This is a genomic window from Sphingomonas cremea (assembly GCF_021502585.1).
Classification (GTDB): Bacteria; Pseudomonadota; Alphaproteobacteria; order Sphingomonadales; family Sphingomonadaceae; genus Sphingomicrobium; species Sphingomicrobium cremea.
Map to the genome: position 1 here is coordinate 502,857 of NZ_JAKFGM010000001.1, position 24,531 is coordinate 527,387.

The 24,531-nt window shown below is 62.0% G+C and carries 32 protein-coding genes; 14 read left to right on the forward strand and 18 right to left on the reverse strand.

Annotation, left to right across the window (positions count from 1 at the left end):
- Positions 1 to 93 precede the first annotated feature (93 nt).
- The 7 genes from LVY65_RS02645 (at position 94) to LVY65_RS02675 (ending at position 5,961) form a co-directional block, all read left to right on the forward strand.
- Positions 94 to 1,728 carry a CTP synthase gene (locus LVY65_RS02645; RefSeq protein ID WP_235066455.1) on the forward strand — a complete coding sequence of 545 codons (1,635 nt, stop codon included), beginning with the start codon at positions 94 to 96 and terminating at the stop codon, positions 1,726 to 1,728.
- Between the two features lie 112 nt (positions 1,729 to 1,840).
- Positions 1,841 to 2,353, forward strand: coding sequence for a YybH family protein (locus tag LVY65_RS02650; protein WP_235066456.1), 513 nt, complete (start codon positions 1,841 to 1,843; stop codon positions 2,351 to 2,353).
- Between the two features lie 146 nt (positions 2,354 to 2,499).
- Positions 2,500 to 2,718, forward strand: a complete 219-nt coding sequence (locus LVY65_RS02655; RefSeq protein WP_235066457.1) for a hypothetical protein — start codon at positions 2,500 to 2,502, stop codon at positions 2,716 to 2,718.
- Between the two features lie 46 nt (positions 2,719 to 2,764).
- Positions 2,765 to 3,733, forward strand: a complete 969-nt coding sequence (gene trxB, locus LVY65_RS02660) for a thioredoxin-disulfide reductase (RefSeq protein WP_235066458.1) — start codon at positions 2,765 to 2,767, stop codon at positions 3,731 to 3,733.
- 306 nt (positions 3,734 to 4,039) lie between these two features.
- Positions 4,040 to 4,249, forward strand: a complete 210-nt coding sequence (locus LVY65_RS02665) for a cold-shock protein (RefSeq protein ID WP_235066459.1) — start codon at positions 4,040 to 4,042, stop codon at positions 4,247 to 4,249.
- Between the two features lie 218 nt (positions 4,250 to 4,467).
- Positions 4,468 to 5,493, forward strand: a complete 1,026-nt coding sequence (locus tag LVY65_RS02670; protein WP_235066460.1) for a sensor histidine kinase — start codon at positions 4,468 to 4,470, stop codon at positions 5,491 to 5,493.
- A gap of 123 nt (positions 5,494 to 5,616) precedes the next feature.
- Positions 5,617 to 5,961 carry a response regulator gene (locus tag LVY65_RS02675; RefSeq protein ID WP_235066461.1) on the forward strand — a complete coding sequence of 115 codons (345 nt, stop codon included), beginning with the start codon at positions 5,617 to 5,619 and terminating at the stop codon, positions 5,959 to 5,961.
- Between the two features lie 21 nt (positions 5,962 to 5,982).
- On the opposite strand, the gene LVY65_RS02680 is transcribed toward LVY65_RS02675, so the two are convergent.
- Both LVY65_RS02680 and LVY65_RS02685 read right to left on the reverse strand, forming a co-directional pair.
- On the reverse strand, positions 5,983 to 6,207 hold the full coding sequence (locus LVY65_RS02680; protein WP_235066462.1) for a hypothetical protein: 225 nt from the start codon (positions 6,205 to 6,207) through the stop codon (positions 5,983 to 5,985).
- Between the two features lie 388 nt (positions 6,208 to 6,595).
- On the reverse strand, positions 6,596 to 6,925 hold the full coding sequence (locus LVY65_RS02685; RefSeq protein WP_235066463.1) for a hypothetical protein: 330 nt from the start codon (positions 6,923 to 6,925) through the stop codon (positions 6,596 to 6,598).
- A 293-nt stretch (positions 6,926 to 7,218) separates the two neighbouring features.
- Here LVY65_RS02685 and LVY65_RS02690 point away from each other — a divergent pair, with 293 nt between their 5' ends.
- Complete coding sequence (locus LVY65_RS02690) at positions 7,219 to 7,479, forward strand: hypothetical protein (RefSeq protein WP_235066464.1); 261 nt, start codon at positions 7,219 to 7,221, stop codon at positions 7,477 to 7,479.
- 36 nt (positions 7,480 to 7,515) lie between these two features.
- On the opposite strand, the gene LVY65_RS02695 is transcribed toward LVY65_RS02690, so the two are convergent.
- The 3 genes from LVY65_RS02695 to LVY65_RS02705 are packed head-to-tail and all read right to left on the reverse strand — an operon-like array spanning position 7,516 to position 8,021.
- Entirely contained in the window at positions 7,516 to 7,689 is a 174-nt protein-coding gene (locus LVY65_RS02695; protein ID WP_235066465.1) for a hypothetical protein, read from the reverse strand.
- Between the two features lie 6 nt (positions 7,690 to 7,695).
- A complete protein-coding gene (locus LVY65_RS02700) occupies positions 7,696 to 7,863 on the reverse strand; it encodes a hypothetical protein (RefSeq protein ID WP_235066466.1) in 168 nt (55 codons plus the stop codon).
- Complete coding sequence (locus LVY65_RS02705) at positions 7,860 to 8,021, reverse strand: hypothetical protein (RefSeq protein WP_235066467.1); 162 nt, start codon at positions 8,019 to 8,021, stop codon at positions 7,860 to 7,862. Before LVY65_RS02705 ends, LVY65_RS02700 begins: the two co-directional genes overlap by 4 nt.
- A gap of 190 nt (positions 8,022 to 8,211) precedes the next feature.
- Here LVY65_RS02705 and LVY65_RS02710 point away from each other — a divergent pair, with 190 nt between their 5' ends.
- Positions 8,212 to 8,385 (forward strand): hypothetical protein, encoded by a 174-nt coding sequence (locus LVY65_RS02710; RefSeq protein ID WP_235066468.1) that lies wholly within the window; start codon positions 8,212 to 8,214, stop codon positions 8,383 to 8,385.
- Between the two features lie 27 nt (positions 8,386 to 8,412).
- Here the strand turns inward: LVY65_RS02710 and LVY65_RS02715 are convergent, their stop codons facing one another.
- Entirely contained in the window at positions 8,413 to 8,700 is a 288-nt protein-coding gene (locus tag LVY65_RS02715) for an acyl carrier protein (RefSeq protein ID WP_235066469.1), read from the reverse strand.
- Between the two features lie 83 nt (positions 8,701 to 8,783).
- Between LVY65_RS02715 and LVY65_RS02720 the strand changes: the two genes are divergently transcribed.
- Both LVY65_RS02720 and LVY65_RS02725 read left to right on the forward strand, forming a co-directional pair.
- On the forward strand, positions 8,784 to 10,280 hold the full coding sequence (locus tag LVY65_RS02720; protein WP_235066470.1) for an acyl-CoA ligase (AMP-forming), exosortase A system-associated: 1,497 nt from the start codon (positions 8,784 to 8,786) through the stop codon (positions 10,278 to 10,280).
- On the forward strand, positions 10,277 to 11,494 hold the full coding sequence (locus LVY65_RS02725) for a pyridoxal-dependent decarboxylase, exosortase A system-associated (RefSeq protein ID WP_235066471.1): 1,218 nt from the start codon (positions 10,277 to 10,279) through the stop codon (positions 11,492 to 11,494). Before LVY65_RS02720 ends, LVY65_RS02725 begins: the two co-directional genes overlap by 4 nt.
- On the opposite strand, the gene truA is transcribed toward LVY65_RS02725, so the two are convergent.
- Positions 11,491 to 12,231 carry a tRNA pseudouridine(38-40) synthase TruA gene (gene truA / locus LVY65_RS02730; protein ID WP_235066472.1) on the reverse strand — a complete coding sequence of 247 codons (741 nt, stop codon included), beginning with the start codon at positions 12,229 to 12,231 and terminating at the stop codon, positions 11,491 to 11,493. The two genes, LVY65_RS02725 and truA, sit on opposite strands and share 4 nt — an antisense overlap.
- Entirely contained in the window at positions 12,228 to 13,133 is a 906-nt protein-coding gene (gene fmt / locus LVY65_RS02735) for a methionyl-tRNA formyltransferase (RefSeq protein ID WP_235066473.1), read from the reverse strand. The genes truA and fmt overlap by 4 nt, the downstream gene beginning before the upstream one ends.
- 58 nt (positions 13,134 to 13,191) lie before the next feature.
- On the opposite strand from fmt, the gene recR reads away from it, so the two are divergent.
- A complete protein-coding gene (gene recR / locus LVY65_RS02740; RefSeq protein WP_235067153.1) occupies positions 13,192 to 13,788 on the forward strand; it encodes a recombination mediator RecR in 597 nt (198 codons plus the stop codon).
- Between the two features lie 31 nt (positions 13,789 to 13,819).
- Positions 13,820 to 14,368, forward strand: coding sequence for a peptide deformylase (def, locus tag LVY65_RS02745; protein WP_235066474.1), 549 nt, complete (start codon positions 13,820 to 13,822; stop codon positions 14,366 to 14,368).
- Here the strand turns inward: def and LVY65_RS02750 are convergent.
- Entirely contained in the window at positions 14,365 to 16,284 is a 1,920-nt protein-coding gene (locus tag LVY65_RS02750; protein ID WP_235066475.1) for a CocE/NonD family hydrolase, read from the reverse strand. The two genes, def and LVY65_RS02750, sit on opposite strands and share 4 nt — an antisense overlap.
- Before the next feature lie 39 nt (positions 16,285 to 16,323).
- On the reverse strand, positions 16,324 to 16,713 hold the full coding sequence (locus LVY65_RS02755) for a four-helix bundle copper-binding protein (RefSeq protein WP_235066476.1): 390 nt from the start codon (positions 16,711 to 16,713) through the stop codon (positions 16,324 to 16,326).
- A gap of 112 nt (positions 16,714 to 16,825) precedes the next feature.
- Between LVY65_RS02755 and rmuC the strand changes: the two genes are divergently transcribed.
- The gene (gene rmuC / locus LVY65_RS02760) at positions 16,826 to 18,163 is read left to right on the forward strand and encodes a DNA recombination protein RmuC (protein WP_328282491.1); all 1,338 of its coding nucleotides are present in this window, start codon (positions 16,826 to 16,828) and stop codon (positions 18,161 to 18,163) included.
- Between the two features lie 157 nt (positions 18,164 to 18,320).
- Here the strand turns inward: rmuC and LVY65_RS02765 are convergent, their stop codons facing one another.
- From LVY65_RS02765 to LVY65_RS02800, 8 genes are read right to left on the reverse strand one after another with little or no spacing between them, the layout of a single operon-like run.
- On the reverse strand, positions 18,321 to 19,211 hold the full coding sequence (locus LVY65_RS02765) for an META domain-containing protein (RefSeq protein WP_235066478.1): 891 nt from the start codon (positions 19,209 to 19,211) through the stop codon (positions 18,321 to 18,323).
- A gap of 23 nt (positions 19,212 to 19,234) precedes the next feature.
- Positions 19,235 to 20,038 (reverse strand): TrmH family RNA methyltransferase, encoded by an 804-nt coding sequence (locus LVY65_RS02770; RefSeq protein ID WP_235066479.1) that lies wholly within the window; start codon positions 20,036 to 20,038, stop codon positions 19,235 to 19,237.
- Positions 20,038 to 20,310 carry an HPr family phosphocarrier protein gene (locus LVY65_RS02775; protein WP_235066480.1) on the reverse strand — a complete coding sequence of 91 codons (273 nt, stop codon included), beginning with the start codon at positions 20,308 to 20,310 and terminating at the stop codon, positions 20,038 to 20,040. Before LVY65_RS02775 ends, LVY65_RS02770 begins: the two co-directional genes overlap by 1 nt.
- Positions 20,307 to 20,714, reverse strand: a complete 408-nt coding sequence (locus tag LVY65_RS02780) for a PTS sugar transporter subunit IIA (protein WP_235066481.1) — start codon at positions 20,712 to 20,714, stop codon at positions 20,307 to 20,309. Before LVY65_RS02780 ends, LVY65_RS02775 begins: the two co-directional genes overlap by 4 nt.
- A 16-nt stretch (positions 20,715 to 20,730) precedes the next feature.
- Complete coding sequence (rapZ, locus tag LVY65_RS02785) at positions 20,731 to 21,645, reverse strand: RNase adapter RapZ (RefSeq protein ID WP_268828619.1); 915 nt, start codon at positions 21,643 to 21,645, stop codon at positions 20,731 to 20,733.
- A 9-nt stretch (positions 21,646 to 21,654) separates the two neighbouring features.
- Positions 21,655 to 22,080, reverse strand: coding sequence for an HPr kinase/phosphorylase (locus LVY65_RS02790; protein ID WP_235066482.1), 426 nt, complete (start codon positions 22,078 to 22,080; stop codon positions 21,655 to 21,657).
- Between the two features lie 11 nt (positions 22,081 to 22,091).
- The gene (locus LVY65_RS02795) at positions 22,092 to 23,666 is read right to left on the reverse strand and encodes a sensor histidine kinase (RefSeq protein ID WP_235066483.1); all 1,575 of its coding nucleotides are present in this window, start codon (positions 23,664 to 23,666) and stop codon (positions 22,092 to 22,094) included.
- Positions 23,635 to 24,363 (reverse strand): response regulator transcription factor, encoded by a 729-nt coding sequence (locus tag LVY65_RS02800; protein WP_235066484.1) that lies wholly within the window; start codon positions 24,361 to 24,363, stop codon positions 23,635 to 23,637. Before LVY65_RS02800 ends, LVY65_RS02795 begins: the two co-directional genes overlap by 32 nt.
- Between the last annotated feature and the right edge of the window lie 168 nt (positions 24,364 to 24,531).

Below are 24,531 nucleotides of genomic sequence, written 5' to 3' on the forward strand. Positions count from 1 at the left end.
GATTGCCGAGCATGAGCCTCAGTCGCTTTTTTCAAGCTTATTTGAATTGGGCGCTTGCCTTGATTGGCAAAGCGCCCGTAAGGCCCGACTCCCATGGCGCGGTATATTTTCATCACCGGCGGCGTGGTCTCTTCGCTTGGCAAGGGTCTATTGGCTGCCTCACTCGGGGCGCTCCTCCAGGCGCGCGGCTATTCGGTCCGCATCAGGAAATTCGACCCCTATCTGAACGTCGATCCGGGGACGATGTCGCCGTACCAGCATGGCGAGGTCTATGTGACCGACGACGGGGCGGAAACCGACCTCGATCTCGGCCATTATGAGCGTTTCACCGGCGTTTCCGCGCATCAGTCCGACAACATCACCTCGGGACGCATCTATCGCGACATCATCGCCCGGGAACGGCGCGGCGATTATCTCGGCGCGACCGTGCAGGTGGTCCCGCACGTCACCAACGCGATCAAGGAATTCGCCCAGGCCGATATCGACGGGCTCGACTTCGTCATCTGCGAAATCGGCGGCACCGTCGGCGACATTGAAAGCCTTCCGTTCGTCGAAGCGATTCGCCAACTGAAGAACGACCTCGGCCGCGGCCAGGCCTGCTTCGTCCACACCACGCTGGTGCCCTACATCGCTGCGGCCGGCGAGCTGAAGACCAAGCCGACCCAGCATTCGGTCAGGGAACTGACCAGCTACGGCATCCAGCCCGACGTGCTGCTGTGCCGCGCCGACCGGCCGATCCCGGAAAGCGACCGCGCCAAGATCGCCCTATTCTGCAACGTTCCCCAGGAAGCCGTGATCCAGGCGCTCGACGCGCGGTCGATCTACGACGTCCCGCTGCAATATCATGCGGAGGGCCTCGATGCCGAAGTGCTGAAGGTGTTCGGCATCACCGACGCGCCCGAGCCGGAGTTGGCGCGCTGGGACGACATAATGGATCGCATCGACCATCCCGAGGGTGAGGTGACGATCGGCGTTGTCGGCAAATATGTCGGCCTGCCCGACGCCTATAAGAGCCTGCGCGAAGCACTGGTCCACGGCGGCATTGCCAACCGGGTCAAGGTCAACATCCAGTGGCTCGATGCGGAGATGTTCGAAGGGGAGGATGTCGAGCTGGCTGCCAAGCTCGAGCCGCTCCACGGCATCCTGGTTCCCGGCGGGTTCGGGGAGCGTGGCAGCGAAGGCAAGATCGCCAGCGTCCAGTTCGCCCGCGAGCGCGAAGTGCCCTTCTTCGGAATCTGCCTCGGCATGCAGATGGCCTGCATCGAGGGTGCCCGCAACACCGCCGGCATCTCGGCCGCCTCGACCACTGAATTCGGCGAAACCAGCGAGCCGGTGGTCGGCCTGATCACCGAATGGATGAGCCCGGAAGGCTTGCAGAAGCGCAATGCCGATACCGACCTCGGCGGGACCATGCGGCTCGGCGCTTATCCCGCCAAGCTCGGCCACAACAGCAAGGTTGCCGAGCAATATGGCACGACCGAGATCAGCGAGCGCCACCGGCACCGCTACGAGGTCAATGTCCACTATCGCGACGCGCTGGAAAAGGGCGGCCTGATCTTCTCCGGAATGTCGCCCGACGGAGAGCTGCCCGAGATCGTGGAGCGGCCAGACCATCCCTGGTTCATCGGGGTGCAATTCCATCCGGAGCTGAAGAGCCGGCCGTTCGATCCGCATCCCCTCTTCGCCGGCTTCGTCGGTGCCGCGGTCAAGCAGTCTCGCCTTGTCTAACCTGTTAAGTGCAAGTTCTGCGAGGCCGGCTGGTTTAGTTGCTTTGGCGAAATGCCTTGCCAAGACAGGGTAAGGGGTATTGTCTCCCCTGCTTCCTGAATGGGAGGCAATCATGAAATCCTCGATCGTGATTCCGGCCAGCATGGCGCTGGTCCTGTCAGTAGCCGCTTGCGATCGTAAGTCCGCGCCCACCGCGGCCAATGTGGCGGAGACAGCGGAAGGAGCCACGGCTGATGCCGCGACGGTCAAGCAGGACTTTGCGGCTTTCAACGCGGATATCGCGGCCAAAAATCTGGACGCGATCAAGGCGCATTATGCCAGCGATGCGGTGATGGTCATACCCAACCAGGCTCCGTTCGAGGGCGTCGACGCCATCATCGGTGACTATAAGCAATATGCGGCCGATGCAGCGGGCAAATATGCTCCTGGCGCGGAAACGACTACAGTCTCACCCGGCGGCGACGTGGCCTACGGGGAGGTCACTTACCAAACCACCTTCACCAATCTGACGACTAAGGCGGTCGAAACGCGCGACCGGTACAACATCTCCATCTATAAGAAACAACCGGACGGCAGCTGGAAGATCGTCCGGGACATCAATACCGACGTGCCGAAGGCCGACTGATCGAAGTGCGGGCCCGAGGTATTAAACGCGCTTCCGGCCCGCACCTGCCGTCTGCTTCTGCGGCTGGTGTCTGCCATAAGCCGTGATTATTGATCCATTCGTATGATTCATTTGCCGTTCATCAGCAGAGGCGTTACCTTTCAGACATGCAGGGGCGATTCATCATCGGCGCAATCGCATTGGCGGCCTTCGGATCGTCCGCCGCCATTGCCGCTGAGCCGGTGAAACGCTGGGCCTGCAACAAGACCGAACAGACGCAGCAGCGCCAGCAGCCGGCGCAGCCGCAACGGGCCAAGCCGCAAGGATGCTCGGTGCAGCGCATGATCCCGCCGGTTGTCGATCCGACCCCGACCTTCCTGCTCTGAATTCCACCCCATTGCCGCCACGCGACTCGCACCCTAATTGATCGCGATGAGCAATGTCATTTCCAGTCGCCTGATCGTTCTCGGCTCGGGCCCCGCGGGCTACACCGCCGCCATCTATGCCGCGCGCGCGGGCCTCAACCCGATCGTCGTCCAGGGCATCCAGCCCGGCGGCCAGCTGACCACGACCGCCGATGTCGAAAATTATCCGGGCTTCCGCAACGTCATCCAGGGACCCTGGCTGATGGAGGAAATGCAGGCCCAGGCCGAGCATGTCGGGACCAAGGTCGTCTGGGATCATGTTTCGGAAGTCGACCTGTCGCGCCGCCCATTCGTGCTGAAAGGCGACGGCGGCGCCGAATATCATGCCGATGCATTGGTCATCGCCACCGGTGCCCAGGCCAAGTGGCTCGGCCTTCCGTCGGAAGAGCATATGAAGGGCAAGGGCGCTTCCGCCTGCGCTACCTGTGACGGCTTCTTCTACCGCGGCAAGAAGGTCGCGGTGATCGGCGGCGGCAATACCGCGGTCGAGGAAGCGCTTTACCTCACCAATCACAGCCATGACGTGACCCTGATCCACCGCCGCGACTCGCTGCGCGCCGAGAAGATCCTGCAGGACCGGCTGTTCGCCCATCCCAACATCAAGATCGTCTGGGACAGTGAAGTCGCCGAATTTGTCGCCGGCGGGATGCCCGAAGCCTTGGTCGGCCTCGATATCCGCAATGTGAAGAGCGGCTCGATCACACGGATCGACGTCGACGGAGCGTTCGTCGCGATCGGCCACAAGCCGGCGACGGAGTTGTTCGAAGGCAAGTTAAAGCTCGACAGCGACGGCTATATCGAGGTCGAGACGGGCACGACCCGGACTTCAATCCCGGGCGTATTCGCCTGCGGCGACGTCATGGACAAAATCTATCGCCAGGCGGTCACTGCCGCCGGAACCGGTTGCATGGCCGCGCTCGACGCCGAGAAATTCCTCGCCGCCGAGGAGTTTGGGGCGCTTCAGGCGGCCGAATAGATGGCTGATACAACGTTTGTTTTGGTGGTGAGCGGGCTCCCGCATTTCGGTAGTTGAGTCCGACCGTCAAATTTGCGCAAGCTCCAGCGGTGCGGTCCTCCCAGACGGCCCCGTCGGAGTACAATACGGGGTGAGCGGAAGCCGGATGATCGGCACCGTTCGCAACGTTTTGGGGCCGCCGACTGTTTTGTAAATTGCTACCAGTCGCAAGACGGTTTGGGGTGCCCGCGGCGCCCTCCTCCTATCTTTAACGTCTCCTAGCCAACAGGCCGCCAATTCTGGCGCCTGGAAACGAAGGAACTAACGATGAAGTATTTTGGCACCGTCAATTCATTTGACATCGATAAGGGCCGTGGCTCGATCAAGCCGGAAACCGGTGGCGAAAATCTCGCGTTTGAGAAGAGCGCCATGTCGTGGGACAGCAAGGTGACACCGCCCACGGTCGGCCAGCGTTTATCATACGAGGTCGGCACGAAGGACGAAAAGCCCTGCGCGCTGAATCTCGAAACGATCTAAGCTGATGAGGCGGGAGTAGGACCTCCCGCCTCTCTTCCTTGGGATGCCCGGGCCGCTCGTGAAATGAGGGCGAGCGAATTGATGCAAGGTTCGGCCATTAAAGGCGTATGGTCCGACTCCGTCCTTCTCCTGGGTGTTGTTTCGACCCCGCTTTCGTGAACGACGCTGCCGGGTTGGCTTTCATTTCGCGAACCTTCCGGCTCCCGAAGGCCTTGGCCATGGAATTTTTCACGCCCCTGCATGCTGACACCTCACCCGGCCTCGCCATGGCGCTTGTCGCCTCGTCGCAAGCGCCCTTGCTGCTTCTCGACGATGACATCGCTATCGTCGGAGCGAGCAGGTCATTCTGCGACGCGTTTGGATGCGACCCCGATACCGTCAACGGCCTTGCTTTGGCCAAGCTGGGCGCAGGCGAGTGGAACGCTCCGCAACTTCACGCCCTGCTGCGGGCCACTTTCAGCGGCGCCGCCGCGATTGATGCCTATGAGATGGATCTTGTCCGCGAAGGCCAGAAGCCGGCCCGCCTGCTGCTCAATGCGCTCAGGCTCGACTATGGCGATGGCGAAGTGCCAAGAGTGTTGCTGACTGTCACCGACGTCACCACGGCGCTCCTCGCCGCCAAGCTCAGGGATGACATGGTGCAGGAGAAGGACATCCTGCTTCAGGAGCTTCAGCACCGCGTCGCCAATAGCCTCCAGATCATCGCCTCGGTTCTAATGCAGAGTGCGCGCCGGGTGCAGTCGGAGGAAACGCGAGTTCAGCTTCACAACGCCCATCATCGTGTCATGTCGATTGCCACCCTGCAGAGACAGCTTGCGATTTCGAGCAGCGACGACGTTGCGCTACGAAAATATTTTGAGGATCTATGCGCGAGCCTCGGCGCATCGATGATCGACAATGCCGATCGCATTTCGTTGGTGTCGAGTGCGGACGATACCGTGACCAAGGCAAACGTCTCAGTCAGCTTGGGCCTGATCGTTACCGAACTGGTCATCAATTCGCTCAAGCACGCGTTTCCCAGCCGTAAAAAGGGAGGCCACATCAACGTCGATTATCTCGCCGACGAAAAGGGCTGGACGTTGACGGTCGACGACGATGGTGTGGGGATGCCGCAAGGCGAAGGAGCACTGAAGCCCGGACTAGGCACGGGAATTGTCGAGGCATTGTCGCGACAGCTCGGTGCTATCGTTGAGGTGGCTGATCGGGCGCCCGGAACCAAGGTCTCCATCGTTCACGTCGCATAGTCGATTTGATACCCGCCAAGGCGGGCCCTTTTGAACTCGCCGGGAGTTGTAGCGGTAGCACAGGCGGTCCTGAGGGTCGGTGTTGCGTAGCATTGGCGCTCCGCCTTCTCAGCGGAGTCCCCCATGCACGCACTCATTATCGAAGATGATGACTTGATCGCAATGTCGATCGAAGAAGTCCTTTCGGACTGTGGCTTCACCACCTTCGATGTGGCGGCGTCACTCGATGAGGCGGTTGCCGCAGCCACCGCGCGATGCCCTGACTTGATCACCGCAGATGTGGAGTTGAACGCCAGTTCCGGCATCGATGCGGTGCAAACCATCTGTTCGAGCAGCGTGATACCGGTCATATTTATCACCGGACGGGCAGATACAGCGCGGTCGCGCATGCCTCAGCATATCATCCTGAGCAAGCCGTTCCAGGTCAACGAAGTGCAAGCCGCGGTTCGGGAAGTCCTGAACCAGTAAGTCCTGACTTCGTACCGGGAATTACGTTGCGAACCAACCCGCGATTACCACCATGACCGCCACGGCACTCAAGCCGAGCGCCACGAGTAACAGCAGAGCCGCGATGGTCGGGTTGCTGCCTTTTGCCACGGCAATATTGTTCAGGCGGCGCAACACCGGACGGCCTACCGGGTTCAACCATGCAGCCATTGCCGCGATCATGAAGATCACGGCGAAGCTCGCGAAAATGCGTGCGGCATCAAGCATCGTCGACACCCTCGTGTCCCTGGCCGGAACGGGCCGGATAGATCGAGCAGGGCAAAGCGCTAGCAAGGTCATTCGTTTGTGTTTCAGCAGAACTTGCCTTTACGCTGTAGCGCCCCGCAAGATCGTAATGAACTAATCTAGCTTCGGAACTCGCTGCATTTTGAGCCAATTTTAAGGAAGCGCGTTTCCGGCCGAGCCAATATGCTTTTTCCATTATCTTCTCCCGTGAGCGAGATTATTGAAGTGTTTCTCTGTCACAGGGCGCTCGCTTGCGATCTCAGGTGATGAGTTCATTTAGACTGCTGCCGATGAACGGTGCGTGACGATAACCAATCTATATCCGCAATAGGGAGAAGCCGGACATCGGACCCAGTGGTGCTTCTAAGGGCTAGTAAATCAGTTTGCGTCGCGCCTCAAAACTGTCGTCCATTTGCTGAATCAGGTTGGCCCGTTCCGCCCAGCTGGCCGAACTAGCTTCCATCCGCAACCGTCCATTTTTGGTCGTCATCGCCGCTGCGGCAAGGAGGTCGGCGGCGGCGCGATCCATGCAGCCCGTCACTGTATCCGCCGGCAATTTCAATGAGCGGGGCCTTCTAACGGATCGCCACTCGCGAGCGGGTGCAAGGCTGCCCCCGTCATCCAGCCATCCATCGATCGCAAGTCGATCGGTGACTGGCGGCGGACGCTTCGGCAAAAGCGATTGCGATTTTGAGGACATGGTTTTCACCTTCGGCAAGCGAGAGCGCAATGTCTCTCAGTCACAAGTTGCTTGTGGCCACAGCAGGTGATGCATGCGTCATAGCACGGCGGCTACTCTCCCGCCATGCGGGCCATCGGCAATCTATTTCAGGCTCCCCCTTGTAAGCTAATTCAGCCCCACCACTTCGAACCCTGGAACCATTCGCAACGACGGTGATTGGCGCTAAGCCGCTCCTTTCCCCTTCCTTACGAAAGCTGGCGACGGAATGATCCGGCCCGAATACGGTCGTTTCAACGAAAAGGAATGGGCAAGTGGAAGTCGAACTGGACTATTGGGTTACCCGCAAGCGGGTGGAAATCGAAATGGCCCGGTGCGCGACTTCGAATGAAGCGCGACTGGTTCATGAGGAAATGGCAGATCGATATTGCGCCAAGGCGCGCGAGGCCGAGGCGGCCTCACTTGTCGGGCCGGTTGTCGCGCAGTTGCCGCCCTACTTCCACGTTGTCGATGACTTTATGCACACAATCATCGGTGACCCGGTCATCGAACCTGTGCGTTGCCTGAGGCATTAAACCCCTTGCTAGTGGTCGGCGCGGTTCTGCATGCGGCTAGGCATCCCGCCTGATGATCTTGGTTAGATCCGCGCGAATGCTCTTTCCTGAAAGATGGGCATCCACGCTGGGATAGCCCTCTCTTTTCAGCTTGGCCCTGATTTCCTCGACATTGGCTGACCCTTCGGCGAGCTGGAACGCTCGCTCGATGATATTTGGCGTTTGGGTCATTCGGACTCACTTTCCGGGTGAAGGGTCGCCGCCACGCTTGGCCGCGGCGAGGGCGTCGCGGGCATTGGTGTACCGAAATCCGCCCCACGTATAGACTTTCGTCGGCACGGTGATGATGCCGTATCGGTTTAGCTCGCTTTGCTCTGTCTTTTGCGAAGGCACAGGCTGGGTCATCGCGCCAGCACCAGGGTTCCGTTCAGCTTGGCGTCCGCGATTTGATCCGCATAGCCTTCCGCCAGCTTCTCATGGACCATTCGCGAACAATCGCAGGCGGCCCGCTCGGCCATCTGCAGGGAAACGCAATATCGCTGGTATAGATAGTTGAGGTCCATGACGGCTCCAAACTGGTAAGCGGGAGCACGTGCAGGTCTCTCAGTCGCACATCGCCTACGAAAATTCAGGGGTGCGATAGAACGCTTTTAACATAACGCCGACCAAAGCCCTAATCGGACCGCAGGCGCGCGGGCGTTAACCTGAAGCAGAGATCGTTGCCTTAGATGTGCAGCGTCAGGAGACGCTATCATGAAATTCATTTTGTTGAAGTCGCGCGGCGGCGACTATCTGGTCGTCGCGGAAAACGTCGCCTGGTTGCGCGCGCATGAAAATGGCCAAACCCAGGTGGGCGTTATCGGGGGAGCTCCAATCCTCGTGGCCGGAACCATCGAAGAAACGGCTTCCACAATCCTGGCCGGCTGAACAGGTCTGCGGCCTGGCGGGCGCATCTCAATGCAGGGAAAGCGCCCGGGTCCTGGACAGCAGCCGGCCAAAGGTCATGAAGTCCTCGGCCTCGACGTCGTCATCCTCGATCAGGATGCCGAAGCGCTCCTCAATTCCGGTGAGCAGATTGGCGACCGCCATCGAATCGAACTCGGGAAGTGCGCCGAACAATTCGGTCTCGCTGTCGAACCCGGCGACACGAGCCGAGCTGAGGCCGAGCACCTCGACCAGCAGCGCACGCAGCGTCGCTTCGACTTCGCCGCCATCCTCCAACGCCAAGACGCCTTCCCCCATGACCATTTCGCCCGCGCCCCTAGGAAAAGCGGAGCGCGGAGGCAAGCTTTGCACGGTTGGTTGTGGGGCGCTAGGCGGGGGGCGTGACCGCGCCTGACCCGACGCCATATCCGCTGGACCATTTGACGCTGCGCGGCGCGCCGGAGGCCGAGGCACTAATTGTTGGCGAAGAGCGGCTGACCTATCGCCAGCTCGACGCCAAGGTAGGCGCGACCGCAGCAGCATTGCTCACGACCGGTCTGCAACCTGGAGATCGGGTCGCCACCTGGATGGCGAAAACCATTTTGGCGTGCCTCATGCCGCTGGCCGCATCGCGGGCCGGGCTAGTGCATGTTCCCATCAACCCAGTCCTGAAGCACGCCCAGGCCGCGCATATCCTCGCCGACAGCGGTGCCAGGCTGCTGATTGCCAACCGGTCGCGGCTGGATAGCCTTGAGAGCGGCGACCTGGCGGATGCCATGGCCATCGCGCTCGAGGATTGGACTGAAGGAGGCGACGCGCTGCCGCCGTCGGTGCGCGATCCGCAGGAACTTGCGGCGTTGCTCTATACCAGCGGCTCCACCGGGCGACCCAAGGGCGTGATGTTGAGCCATGCCAACCTCTGGCTCGGCGCGATCAGCGTGGCGCATTACCTTGGACTCAAGCCCGACGACCGCACGCTTGCGGTGCTGCCACTGGCATTCGACTATGGCCAGAACCAAATGCTCTCGACCTGGGCTGCGGGCGGTTGCGCGATCGGCTTCGACTACCTCCTGCCGCGCGACGTGGTTCGCGCGGTCGGGCGTCATGAAGTCACCGTCCTCGCCGGAGTACCGCCGCTCTGGCTCCAGCTAGCTGAACAGCAGTGGGGTGAAGCGGGCAATAGCCTCCGCACCTTGACCAACAGCGGCGGTCATCTGCCAGAGCCGCTGGTTCGGCGCTTGCGGGCGTTGTTTCCCACGGCCAAGCTCCATTTGATGTACGGCCTCACCGAAGCCTTCCGCTCGTCGAGCCTCGACCCAGCGCTGGTCGACCAGCACCCAGATAGCATCGGCACCGCCATTCCATTCGCAGAATTGATGGTCGTCCGGCCTGACGGCAGTGAAGCTGCAGCGGGCGACGAAGGCGAACTGGTTCACGCCGGGCCTCTGGTTGCGCAGGGTTATTGGCGCGATGCCGATCGGACAGCCGAGCGGTTCAGGCCGGCGCCTGCCTTCAGCGCCTATGGCGGCACCGCCGTCTGGTCAGGCGATACAGTTGTGAAAGGCAAGGACGGCCTCCTCCGCTTCCGCGGCCGTGACGATGCGATGATTAAGGTCAGCGGCAACCGCATCAGCCCAACTGAAATCGAGGAGGCGGCGCTTGCCAGCAATGCCGTCAGCGACGCCGCCGCCTTTGGCATTGCAGACGAGAAGCTGGGCCAGGCGATCATTCTTGTAGCGGTAGCCAGGGGCGAAGCGCCGGACGAGCGACTGAAGGCATATCTCCGCCGCGAATTGCCGCCCCACATGCAGCCTCAGACAATATTGTGGAAGGATAGCTTGCCGGTCGGTCCCAATGGCAAGCTCGATCGCTCCGCGCTGAAGGCCGAAATCGCATGAAGGCACTTGGGCCGATTCCACCGGGTTTCGAGGCAAATCCTGAAGGGCGCCTGCTGATCGGGGGCTGGGATGTCGAAGCGCTGGTCGCCGAAGCCCGCGGCACGCCCTTGTTCGTTTATGACACGCGCCGCGTCGCGGACCAGGCGGCGCGGTTCCGGGCAGCCTTCCCGGGTGTGGCGCTGCATTATGCCGTCAAGGCAAACCCGTACGGGCCGTTGCTTGAAGCCATGGCAACCATGGTCGACGGGTTCGATGTCGCATCGGCAGGCGAATTGGGCCGCGTCGCTCACCTCGGCCTGCCAATCAGCTTCGCTGGCCCCGGCAAGCGCGATCAGGAGTTGGAGACCGCGATCCGCGCCGGGATTACGATCAATCTCGAGAGCGAGGGCGAGGCAGAGCGGGCGCTGGCGATCTGCGCACGCGAAGGGCTGAAGGCCAAGCTGGCGGTGCGGGTCAATCCGCCTTTTGGCCTGAAGGGCTCGGGCCAGAAGATGGGCGGCTTGCCCAGCCAGTTCGGGATCGACCACGACCGCGCACCGGCGCTCGTCCGGCGGATCGTCGAAGCAGGCGCGGATTGGCGCGGACTCCACATCTTCGCCGGTAGCCAGGCGCTCCACGCCGACGCGCTGATCGACCTGCAGCGTGAGACTGTCGTGCTTGCCGCCGCGATCGCCGAGCAAGCAGGGCAAGCGCCGCCTGAAATCAATCTGGGTGGTGGCTTCGGCATTCCCTATTTCGCCAAGGACGATCGGCTGGACGTCGATGCAGTGGGAACAGCACTTGCCAACACATTGGCCGAGCGCCCGAAAATTCTCTCCGAAACCAAATTCGCAATCGAACTTGGGCGTTGGCTGGTAGGCGAGGCCGGGGTCTATCTGACCCGAATCGTCGACCGGAAGGAAAGTAGGGGCCGGACATTCCTCGTCACCGACGGCGGGCTACAGCACCAGCTCGCCGCTACCGGCAATTTCGGTCAGCTCCTCCGCCGCAACTACCCCGTCGCCATCGCCAGCCGCTTCGGCGCCGAATCGGTCGAGGAAGCAACCATAACCGGCTGCCTCTGCACCCCGCTCGACCTGCTTGCCGACGAGGCAATGTTACCGATGGCCGAGGTCGGTGACTTGGTCGCGATCTTTTGCGCCGGCGCCTATGGCCTGACTGCTAGCCCGACCGCGTTCCTCAGCCAGCCGATGGCGCGGGAGATGCTCGTCTAGGGGTAAATCGCCTCGACGAAATACAACCCCTCCGGCGGCGCATTCAGTCCCAACGCCTGCCGATCCCTTGCTTCAAGCGCCGTCCTCACGTCCTCCGGCGTCCAACGCCCACGTCCGACTAACGCCAGGCAACCGACCATCGATCGCACCTGATGATGCAGGAAGCTGCGTGCTGCGGCGCGGATGTGGATTTCCTCTCCCGTCCGCTCGACCGTCAAGCTGTCGAGCGTCTTCACCGGGCTTGCCGACTGGCAATGGACCGATCGGAAGGTGGTGAAGTCGTGGTTGCCGACCAGATGCATCGCCCCCTCGGCCATCGCCTCGGCATCCAGCGCAACCGGCACATGCCACACCTTGCCCTTGTAGAGCGCCGGCGGCGCCCTGCGGTTGAGGATCCGGTAGAGGTAGCGCCGCCCGATGCACGAAAAGCGCGCGTGCCAGTCATCGGCGACCGGTGAGACGTCCGTCACGCTGACCGGCGCGGGACGGACCAGCGCGTTCAACCCTTCGCGCAGGCGATGCTGGGTCAAATGCTTCACCACATCGACATGGGCGGTCATCGCCAGAGCATGGACCCCGGCATCGGTCCGGCCCGCGGCATGCAGCGTTGCCAGCTCACCCGTCATTCGAAACAGCGCCTGCTCGACAGTTTCCTGCACCGACGGACCATGGTCCTGCCGCTGCCATCCCATGAACGGCCCGCCGTCAAATTCGATCGTTAGGCGCCATCGCGTCATTTAAGGCGCGTTCCTTCGAGGATCGGAAATCCGCGCAGCAACTCATCCCTGCTCATCGCTCCCTTGCCTGCACGCTGCAAAAGCGTCGGCCGAAGCGCGCCATTGCCACAGGCGATGGTCAGTTCGCCGTCGAGTATTTCTCCCGGAGTGCCGTGGCCGCGTGCGCCTTCGGCGGCCAGCAGCTTGATCCGCTCGCCATCGACCTCGAACCAGGCGCCCGGGAAAGGCGCAAGGGCCTGGACATGACGCCTGAGCTCGCGCGCGGGCCGCGCCCAATCGATCCGCGCCTCCTCCTTCTTGATCTTGGCAGCGTAGGTGATCCCGTCCTCGGGCTGGGGGATCGGTTCGAACGAGGGCAGGTCGGCCAGCACTTCAACCATCATGGCCGCGCCAAGTTTCGCCAATTCGTCAGTCAGTTGTGCAGCGTTCTTGTCCTCGATTTCAACCGCGCGCTTCAGCAGCATCGGCCCGGTATCGAGCCCCGCTTCCATCTGCATGATGGTCACGCCGGTGACCTCGTCCCCGGCCATGATCGCGCGCTGCACCGGTGCCGCGCCGCGCCAGCGCGGCAGCAGCGAGCCGTGGACGTTGATGCAACCGAACATCGGCGCATCAAGGATCGGCTGGGGCAGGATCAGGCCGTAAGCGGCGACGACCGCAACATCCGCATCCAGCTCCGCAAACGCCTCTTGCTCAGCCTCGCTGCGCAGCGACTTGGGGCTCCGCACTTCGATGCCCAGCTCGCCTGCGCGATCCTCGACCGGTGTCGGCCTTTCCGCCTTGCCACGCCCGGCAGGTCGGGGCGGCTGGGTGTAAGCCGCGACCAGTTCATGACCCGCCTCGACGAGCGCATCGAGGGTCGGCACGGCGAAGTCGGGACTGCCCATGAAGATAACTCTCATGGCTCTCGCCTATGGCGCGGCTTGCGCCCGCCGCCAAGCGCCGCCTATGTCGCGGCTAATGGCCAGCCATCAGATCGAAGCATTGACGCAAGCCTTGGCGCGCCTGCCAGGCCTCGGGCCGCGCTCGGCGCGGCGCGCGGTGCTGCACCTGATGAAAAAGCGGGAGGGCGCGCTGGAGCCGCTGCTCGCCGCGCTTCAGGCGGTGTCGGAAACGCTTTCGACCTGCTCGACGTGCGGCAATGTCGACACCAGCGATCCCTGCAGCATCTGCCGCGATCCGCGCCGTGACGAGCGGCTGATGTGCGTTGTCGAGGAAGTGGCCGACCTGTGGGCACTGGACCGATCGCGGCTATTTCCCGGTCGCTATCATGTTCTCGGCGGCCGCCTTTCGGCCCTGGAAGGGGTGCGGCCCGAGGACCTGTCGATCGACAAGCTGGTCGCCCGGGTAGCCGCCGGCGGGATCGATGAGGTCGTGCTGGCGATGAATGCCACGCTGGAAGGCCAGACCACCGCTCATTATCTGGCCGAGCGGCTGGAGAAATTTCCTATTCGCCTCACCCAGTTGGCGCACGGTCTTCCGGTCGGGGGGGAGCTCGACTATCTCGACGAAGGCACGCTTGCCCAGGCCCTTCGCGCGCGCCGCCCTGTTGCTTGAACCCCTTGCCCTGAAAGACTAAATCGCCGCCATGGCCATTTTGCGCATTTTCGAAACGCCCGATCCGATGCTCCGCCAGATTTCGACCCCGGTCGACAAGGTGGACGATGAGCTGCGCGCGCTGATCGCTGACATGTTCGAAACGATGTACCAGGCGCCGGGAATTGGCCTTGCCGCGGTTCAGGTCGGCGTTCCCAAGCGCGTCCTCGTCATGGACCTGCAGGAGCCGGAGGATCCGGAAGATCCGGAAAGCAAGCCGGTCAAAGAACCGCGGGTGTTCATCAACCCCGAAATCCTGTCGCACTCGGATCATGAGGTTCCCTACACAGAGGGCTGCCTGTCGGTCCCCGATCAATATGCCGAGGTCATGCGGCCCGACCGCATCCGCGCCCGCTGGCTCGACGAACATGGCAAGAGCCACGAGCAAGACCTCGACGGGCTATTGGCGGTCTGCCTGCAGCACGAGATGGATCATCTCGAGGGAGTATTGTTCATCGACCATCTGTCGAAGCTGAAGCGCGACATGGTCCTGAAAAAGCTCGCCAAGGCGCGGAAAGAGCGAGCTTTACACGCGGCCTAGCGGACGATTGGCAACATCACCGCACTGGCGTTCTCGCCGCCCCACCAGATGGTCTGCGTCGCCCGGTGATAGTCGCCGGGCTTGGCGTAGAAGATATTGTCGACATAGGTTTGGGGATTGCGGTCGTAGAGCGGGAACAGGCTCGACTGCACCTGGATCATGATCCGGTGCCCCGGCAGGAACACATGGTCGACGTTCGGAAGCGCCCAGCGATAATGCTCGACCTTGCCCGGCTTTAGCGGCTCCGGCTTCGCGAAGCTGTGGACGTAACGACCGCGGAAAATCTCGATTCCTATCGGCAACTCGAACCCCGACATGTCGGGCTTTGAACCCTGTGTGGCCGCCTCGGGCGCTTCATTCGGATAGACGTCGATCAACTTGACGACCCAGTCGCTGTCCGTCCCGCTGGTTGCGGCGAACAGGTCGACCTCGGGCGCGCCCATGATATGGACCGCGCTCGTCAGCGGGGCCGTCGTGTAGCTGAGCACGTCCGGACGATCGGAGACGAAGCGCTGGTCGCGGACCAGCCAGGTCCTCCACTGATCGGGGTCTGCCACATTGATCGGGCGCGGGATGAACGGCACGGGCTTGGCCGGGTCGGACACATAATCGTCATGGCCAGGCGCCGCAGGCTTGTCGAAGCTGGCCCCGTTGCCGTCGCGCAGGAACAGCGGCGTCGGCGTTCCCATGGGCCAGCGCGGCGATTCATTCCATCGGTTCACGCCGGTCGCATAGGTAAGCACGGGCGGAATGCGCGGGTCCGGGGCGCCTTTCAGATAATGGTCGAAGAAGGGCTTCACCCAGCGCGTGCGCCATTCCGCCGCCGTGTCGCCGGTAAAGGTCAGCGCCCCCAGGTCATAGCCATAATGGTTGGCGCCGGAGTGCCGCCACGGGCCAATGACCAAATGGAGCAGGCCGGTGCCTTCATATTTGGGCGCTAGCGCCTTGTAGACGGCCGGTCCGCCATAGCTGTCTTCCTGGTCCCACTGTCCCACCTCGATCATGGTCGGCACGGTAAACGGGTGCGCGGCCATCCATTTGTCGACTGCCTGGCCCGACCAGAATTCAGTGTAGGCAGGGTTCTGGAACAGCTTTTGTACGAACGGATAATGATCGATACCCAGCTTGCGGGCATAATCGGCCATCGAGCCGCCCTCGAGATAGCGGGTGTAATCGTCCCCGCTGCCCAGCGCGAGGCCGCTGCCTTCGGCTTTGCCGGTACTTTGCGACACGGCGAAGCCCAGGCTGAACGTCCGGAACGCGCCATTGTGGAACCAGTCGTCGCCTATCCAGCCGTCGACCATGGGGCTCTCAGGCACCGCGGCCTTGAGCGCGGGGTGCGGGTTGATCTCCGCCGACAGCGTGGTGAAGCCAAGGTAGGATGAACCGATCACCCCGACCTTGCCATTAGCTTCCGGAATATTCTTCACCAGCCATTCGATGGTGTCATGGGCGTCGGTCGATTCATCGATCCCGGTAGGATTGAGCGGCCCAGCGATCGGCCGGTTCATGACGAATTCGCCCTCCGAATTATGGAGGCCGCGGATGTCCTGGTAGACACGGATATAGCCGTCGTTGACGAACTCCTTGTCCATGATCGGCAAAATGTCGACGATCGACTGGCTGGCTGTCCGCGCAGTCGTGCCCTTGGCATCGTAGGGCGTGCGCGAAAGCAGGATCGGCCCGCCAGATGTACCTTTTTTGAAGACGATGACGGTGTAGAGCTTCACTCCATCGCGCATCGGCACCATTGCGACGCGCCGGATGAAATCAGCCTCGGGCCGGACCTGGTCGTAGCTCGCGACGCCGTCCGGCGTCATCGGCGCCAGTGTTGCGGGCGGCGCGGCCGCGATGGGCGCGCTGGCGAGGATCAGCGACAGGGTCGCAAGGGTTGGGCGGGTCAAATGCTTGTGCATTGGCGAAGGCTAGAAGCTGCCCGCCCACATCGCAATCGGCTAAGCGATCGACGCAGCCGCGTTGGCGCAGTCGCTGGCGCATTCGCGGCAGATCAAGCCGCACAGCCTGCAATGCTCATGATTGTGACACTCGCACTCCGCGGCGCATTGCTCGCACATCCGCCCGCATAGCTCGAGCAGTTCGCGCAGCATCGGCTGGTCGTTGCCTGTCCGCCTGAGGCCTAGCCGCGCCGTCGCTTCGCATATGTCCGAACAATCGAGGCAAAGGCGCACGCACTGGGTCATGTCCATTGTTTCGGCCATGCAGGAGTCGGCGCAGCTCAGGCACATTTTCGCGCAGTACATCAGGTGATGCACGGCGTCGGCCAGCGCCTGGTTGAAATGACCCTTCGACGCCGGATGCAGCGAGATCATCTTGCGAATGGACATATGCTCTCCCTTTTCCTTGCCAACCGGACCATGGGCCTTAGGTTCCGCTTGAGCAAGTGCAAGCGGTCGCGTATGTTCCCATTTCGTTCCGCATTCGGAGGGCCGGTTGGACGTGAATCTCGTCTTTGTCGCCATCGCTGGGTTAGCGCTCGGTGCGCTGGTCGGTTGGCTGTTTGGCAGCCGCTCGGGTGCAGCGGCGCGCGAGGTGATCGATTCGCTTCGCCTGCAGCTCGACGGCGTTCGCGAGGAACGGGACGAACATCGCGCTGCCGCGCAGGAGCTTGCCGCCCTGAAGGCCGCGCAGGGCGAGCGCGAAAAGGCATTCCGCGAACAGATCGAATCGTTACGGGAAGCCAAGGAGGCGCTCTCGGCGCAATTCTCCGAAATCGGCGGCAAGCTATTGGGGGAGGCTCAAAAAGCCTTCCTCGAACGGGCCGATGCCCGCTTCAACCAGGCTGGCGAAAAGCATGAGGAAAAGCTCAAGTCGCTGCTCGAGCCGGTCCAGACCACGCTGAAGCGCTACGAAGAGGGGCTGGCCAAGGTAGAGAAGGAGCGGGTCGACCATTATGCCGGCCTTCGCGAGGCGGTCGAGCTGGTGCGCACGGGGCAGGGGCAGGTCCGGGACGAGACTCGCAACCTCGTCAATGCGCTTCGCTCATCCCCAAAGGCGCGCGGCCGCTGGGGCGAGCAAAGCCTTCGCAACGTGCTCGAGCAGGCAGGGCTTAGCCCCTACGCCGACTTCCGTTCGGAAGTTTCGGTCGACACCGACGATGGGCGCCTTCGGCCGGATGTGATTGTCCGCCTCCCGGGCGGCCGGCACTTGATCATCGACGCCAAATGTTCGCTGAATGCCTATCTGGACGCTTGCGATGAGGTGGATGAGGACAAGCGGGCCGCAAGTATCCGCTCCCATGTCGCCTCGATGCGGAACCATGCCCAGCAACTGGGCTCGAAAGCCTATTGGGCGCAGTTCGGGGATGCCGCCGACTATGTCGTCATGTACATTCCGGGCGAACATTTCCTGACCGCCGCATTAGAGCAGGACGACAGCCTTTGGGACTGGGCGTTCGAACGCCGGGTTCTGCTCGCGACGCCGACCAACCTGGTCGCCATCGCCCGCACCGTTTCCAGTGTCTGGCAACAGGAAAAGCTGAGCGAAGCGGCAAGTGAAATTGCGGCTTTGGGCAAGGAGCTGCACTCGCGTCTTGCGACCATGGCGCAACATATGGAGCGGGTCGGCAAGAACCTCTCCACCGCCAACATCGCCTACAACCAGATGGTGGGAAGTTTCGAAAGCCAGGTGTTCACCCAGGCACGCCGTTTCGAAGCGCTTGGCGCCGGCAGCGCCAAGGAACTGCCGGAGCCGCCAATGGTCGAAGCCGCGCCGCGCCCGATGACCAAGCTGGCATCACCCAAGCCGACCGCCAACGAGGATGACGCCGCGGCCTGATCAATTGGCTGGCATTGTAGGAATGTATTTGCCAGCGTTTCGGCGGATCTTTGAACCGTCGAACTATAGAAACCCCGAAATCGCCGCCGACCCCTTAACCTCACAAAAATGGCGCCTGGCCCCATGAAATTAGTGAATTTAAGGGCTGTCGATCGACCTAATCCGCCCGGACGAGGTCGATCGAGCCGGCGCGGTTGCTGAGTGTCAGCTGATTGCCGACGCCTGAGATGGTCATCGGATCGGCGAGGATTGCCGAACCCTGATTCTCGAAGCTCATATCGGGGCAGGCCATGCGCGTCGCCATCACGGCTCCCGCATCCACCACATTCCCGGTCTGGGTGTAACCCGCGCCCAGCGAGTTGCATCCGAACTTGGCGCTGATCCGGTCGGGCATGAAGTTGATGTAGAAATTGCTCGCCGGAGTGCGGGTGCCGTTGATCGCCACCACGCGCCAATTGGTTCCGCTCAAATTCGCCACGGGAGTCCCCGGATAATTGGGTTGGCCGGTTTCGCCGACCTGGCTGAAAAAGGCGTTCGGCGCGCCGCAGCCGCGATACTGGCGGCCATCGACATAGACTTGGACGGTGTCGGGATAGGTGCGATCGCTCATCCCATCGCTGCATCGCGAATGGACGATGTTCACCTCCAGCCGCTGCGTTCGATAGATTTCCCCTGCCGTTCCGTTGATCGGCCGCGGCGTCGGCTGGACCACGCTCATATTATTGCCGCGATCGGTGAAGGTGAGATTCTGGCCGATCTCCAGGTCCCAGAAGGGCTCGGTACCGATAGCGCGATAACTGGCTTCGCCCGACGGATAGCCTGGCTGGGGATATCCCGGCTGCGGGTATCCAGGCGCGGGGTAAGCAGGACCGGGTGGATAAGGCGGTCCGCCGGGGCCCGGATAAGCGGGGCCGGGCGGGTAGGGCGGATAGCCGGTCGAGTCCTGCGGATAGGGCTGCGGACCGCCCGGATAGCCGGGACCTTGAGGATATGGCTGGCAGGCGGCGAGGCCGAGAACTAGCAGCGGAAGCGCGATAATCGTTTTCATGGCGGAACAAACCTCCGAGCCTTTTATGAGTTCCGCCAGCTTGCCCTAACCTGAAAGGCCATCACTGCCGCAGCAACCGCGGCATTGAGGCTGTCGGCGCGGCCCAGCATCGGCATTTTCACCAGAAGGTCGCATTCCGCCTCATACTCCTCGGGAAGTCCCTGGCTTTCATTTCCGATGAGCAGGAAGCAGGGCCGCTCATAGACCGGATTGAGATAGTCTTTATCGGTCTTCAGGCTGGTACCGACCAGCTGCCCGGGACCCGAACGAAGCCAGGGAATGAACTCGTCCCAGCGCGCGGTCGCCACCTGCTGGGTGAAGATCGCTCCCATCGACGCCCGAACCGCTTCGACCGAGAAGGGATCCGCACTGTCGTCGATGAGGATCAAGCCGCCCGCCCCGGTGGCGTCTCCGGTCCTCAGGATTGTGCCGATATTTCCCGGGTCACGCAGCGCCTGTGCGACGATCCAAAGTGGAGAGATGGTGCGGTCGATGGCGGCTAGGGACGTGTCTGGCTGGCGATAGGCGCCGAGAATCGCCTGCGGATTGTCCTTCCCGGACATCTTCGAAAGGATGTCGGGCGAGGTTTCAATGACGTCCGCGCCCGCTGACTCAGCATCAGCTATGATCTCGGCGGCCAGCGGATGAACGCCTCCTGCCGGCGAATAGGCAATGATTTCCGGCAATCGGCCGCTATCCCGCGCCTCGGCCAAGATGCGCAATCCTTCGGCCAGGAACAGTCCTTCGCTCTTGCGGGCCTTCTTGTCGCGCAGCGCGCGCAGCCGCTTCACGGTCTCGTTGGAAAAGGATGTGATCTGGCGAGGCACTATTCCTCGCCGAACCTGCCCTCGACCAAGGCCGTCAACTCGGCCATCGCCTGGTCGCACCCGTCGCCCTCGCAATGGATGGTAATGCTGTCGCCCATCGCGGCGCCAAGCATCATCAAGCCCATGATCGACGTGCCGACGACCCGATTGCCATCCTTCTCGACCTCGACCTTGGCCGATAGCCCCGAAGCAACGTTGACGAATTTTGCGCTCGCCCGGGCGTGAAGGCCCCTGCGATTGGTGATTTCGATCGTCTTTGAGCAGCCGCTCAAGCGGCCGCCTCGCCAAGTATCTCCGATGCGACCGAAATATATTTGCGGCCAGCTTCCCGGGCCGCCGCGACCGCTGCGCGGACCGACATTGCCTTTCGGGCGCCCTCCAGGCGTATCAGCATGGGCAGGTTCACCCCGGCGATCACCTCGATATTCTCGCTCTTCATCAGGCTGATCGCCAGGTTGGACGGAGTCCCGCCGAACAGGTCGGTCAGGATGATGACTCCTTCGCCCTGATCGCAACGCTGGATGGCGTCGGCAATCTCGGTGCGGCGCATCTCCATGTCGTCTTCGGCATCGATGCAAATACCTTCGACCGCCTGTTGGGGCCCGACGACATGTTCCATTGCGGTGATGAACTCGGCCGCGAGTCGGCCGTGGGTCACCAGCACTAATCCGATCATTCACTCACCCGCTTCATCACTCGCCCGCGCCCCTGGATTTCGCGGGTTGCTCCTCGATCGTATCGCTCGGCGGCGTAGCGAGGTCGCGGTGTCGGACATTCGGAGAAAATCCCGCGCCGCGCAACCGTTCCGCCATTTCGACTGCAGCGGCCACCGACCGGTGACGCCCTCCCGTGCAGCCAAACGCCACCGTCAGATAGCTTTTGCCGGCGGCCCAATAGCGGGGAATGAGTCCGATTAACAGCGATTCAATTTGTTCCATCATCGGGTTCCACGCGGGGTCCTCCGCGCAATAGTCGCGAACTGACTGATCCTGTCCCGTCAACGGCCGTAAATCATCGACCCAGTGAGGGTTTGCGACAAAGCGCAAATCGAACACGAGATCGGCCGAACGCGAAATTCCCCGCGCGAATCCGAATGACGTAACGGTCAGCACCGGCTGGTCGACATCGCCGCCGTAGCGGCGAAGCAATTCTTCGCGCAATTCCGCGGGGGTCAGATCGGTCGTGTCGATTACCGCGTCTGCGAGCCTGCGGAGCGGTGCCGTAATATCGCGTTCGCGTGCAATGCCGTCTTCCGGTGGGCGGTCCGGGGCAAGGGGGTGGCGCCGCCTGGTCTCGTCATAACGCCTGACCAGCTCGGATCCAGCGCAGTCGAGGTAGAGGATTTCGGGTCTGACCCCTTCAATTGATCTTAAAAGTGCGGGTAGGTCCCAAGGGTCAAAGCCCCGGCTGCGAACGTCCATGCCAACCGCTACCGGAATCGTTTGCCGAGCTTCGCGCTCTCCGTGGACGAAATGCTCGAGCAGCGCAGTGGGCAAGTTATCGACGCAGTCCCAGCCCATGTCCTCAAGCGCGTCGAGAACCGTCGACTTGCCGGCGCCGGACATGCCGGTGACGAGAAGCAGGCGCGGCAAGGTTGGTGGCGGCAAGTCCACGCCCTAAAACTTCAGCCCCAACAGGTCGAGCGCGAGCGCAACTTTGGATGGAGCGGAAGCGGTCATCGCATCGACGCTTATCAGGGGGATCGCCGCACCGAGGATCAGCCGTTCGCGGGCATCATCCGGCAGGCGCTGAATATCGCTCCTAAGCTCGACCACCATTGCTACGGGCACATCGGAAACCGTGTTCATCTCCACAATTCCGACGCCGCGGACCTCCAGCTTGCCTTTGATCGTTTCGGGGGCTGACGCGACGAGCCGGCTATCCTCTCTGCGAACGATCGTTCGATCGTCGCTGACCAATGTAAATCCTCGGTCCAACAAGCGAAGCGCGAGGTCGGACTTGCCCGATCCCGATGGACCTGAAATCAGCACCGCGCGACCTTCGACAGCCACCGTCGAGGCATGGAGATTCTCGGAACTCAATCGTGATCCGTTCATGCGCGGTCCGCCGCTTTCAGCTTGATCGTAAAGCGTGCGCCCGAAGGCGCGTCATCGCGGTCGGCCACGTCAATCTCCCCATCATGGCCTTCGACGATCGCGCGCGCGATTGCCAGGCCTAATCCCGAATGGCGGCCAAAGCTTTCGGCCTTCGGTCTTACTGAATGGAAGCGGTTAAAAATCGCCTCACGAAGCTCATGAGGAACGCCGGGTCCTTCATCGTCAATCCGGATAAGGATTTCATCTCCGACGTGGGTGGCGGCGATCTCGACCAGGCCGCCGGGCGGCGAGAAGCTGATTGCGTTGTCGATGATGTTGTCGATCGCGCGGGCAAGGCGGCCCGGCTCCCCCATGACGATCGCGCTCGCCCTACGTGGCCGGGCGAACGCGATCCGGACATTTCCAGTTTCGCGCCGGGTTTCCCAGGCGGAGACCAGTTGTCCGATCAATGCGCCAAGGTCCACCGGCTCAAACCGTGCACGGGCGAGCTCGGCATCGGTGCGTGCTGCTTCGCCAACATCACTGATCAACCGGTCGAGGCGAACGACATCCTGGCGGATAACATCGACCAATTGCTTGCGAAGTGCGGGATCTTCAATCCGCTCGAGACCCTCCACAGCCGAGCGCAAGGAAGCGAGTGGATTCTTGAGCTCATGAGTAACGTCGGCAGCGAACGCTTCGATATTGTCGATGCGATGTCGCAGAGACTGGCTCATGTCGCTTATCGAGCGGGCAAGCAGGCCGATCTCGTCCGTCCGCGATGGCAGGCGCGGCACCTTGACCTCACGCGCCCGGCCCAGTCGCACACGGTGAGCTGCGAAGGCAATTCGGCGCAATGGCCTGACGATGGTTCGAGCAAGGAAGAGCGATAACAGGATCGACAAGATTGCCACCGCGCCAAGGGCGACCATCAATGACCTACGCTGTTTCCGCACGGTCCGGGTGAAGGCGCGGTCATTATCCGTAACGAGGAGAGTGTATCCGCCAGCGGCAGGCGCGGCCGCCGAAAAGACAGGGGTCAGCTCAGGTGCCTGGCGAATTTCCGTTTCAGTGCGGCCCGAGCGTCGCGAAGCCATGACCTCTTGCCAGGCATCCGCGGTATCAGCTGCCGGCTCTACAAATTCGTCCGGGCTCTCTTCCCCGACAAGAGCATTGAAACCGCGATCCAGCGCGCGGGCAACGTCCTTTGTCCATTTTTGGGTGGTTGGGTCACGCAGGCGATAAGTCGGGCCAGTGAGATGCCAGCTGTCGAGCGCCAATTTGCCGTCCGGTCCATAAAGGCGGATGCGGCTTTCATTATGGCGCGACAAGTCGGCGAGCAGGGCTTCGTGGCGGCCGGGCGGCACTGATTTAAGCGCGATCGCGGCCATACTGGCCTCGGCGGAAACCTTGTGGATGCGCTCCTTCTCCAGTCGATTGCGGTAACTGTCGAGGTAGACAATAGCGAGCGCGACTAGAGCGAGTGTCAGCACATTGACCGCAAGGATGCGGTGCGCGAGCGTCCAACGTCCCGACCAGGTCAGGGCCAGGTCGACTTCGTCATTCTTCTCCAAAACGGTATCCGACGCCATAAAGGGTTTCTATCGCATCGAATTCGGGATCGACGCCACGGAACTTGCGGCGAATTCGTTTGATGTGGCTGTCGATTGTCCGGTCGTCGACATAGACGTCGTCCTGGTATGCGATGTCGAGAAGTTGATTGCGCGATTTCACTACGCCCGGGCGCTGGGCAAGTGCCTCTAGGATCAGGAATTCGGTAACTGTCAGGGTGACGTCCTTCCTGTCCCACAGAACCTTGTGCCGCGCCGGGTCCATGACGAGCCTTCCGCGATCTATCAGCGGCAGTTCCTCGTCGCCATTGTCCGTAGCGGCCGCGCCGGTACCGCGCGCAAGATCCTGTCGCCTTAACAAGGCACGAATGCGCGCTATCAACAGCCGCTGGGAAAACGGCTTCGATATATAGTCGTCGGCGCCCATCGCCAGTCCGAGCGCTTCGTCCAGTTCATCATCCTTTGAGGTCAGGAAGATAACGGGCATCGTGCCCGCAGGGCCGCCCATTTCGCGCACCCGGCGCAGAAGCTCCATGCCGTCCATCTGGGGCATCTTGATGTCGAAGACGCCGAGATCAGGCGGATTGTCGATGAACGCTTTCAGCGCGGTCTGACCATCGGTGTAGACGCGCGTCAAAAAACCCTCGGCCTGGAGCGCGATTGAAACCGAAGTCAGGATGTTGCGATCGTCATCGACGAGCGCGATCACATAACTCATGCCGGCTCCTATGGCTCCGGCGAAGACCGATAGCCAACGCGATCTTGCGAAACAAGGGTGGGCCAGGCCGCTTTGACCCGGACCCCGCCGATATGTATAGGCCCCTCGCATACGTATGCGGCGGCGTCCGGGGATGGGCGTCGCCCTTGATATTTAAGGGAGAATCGG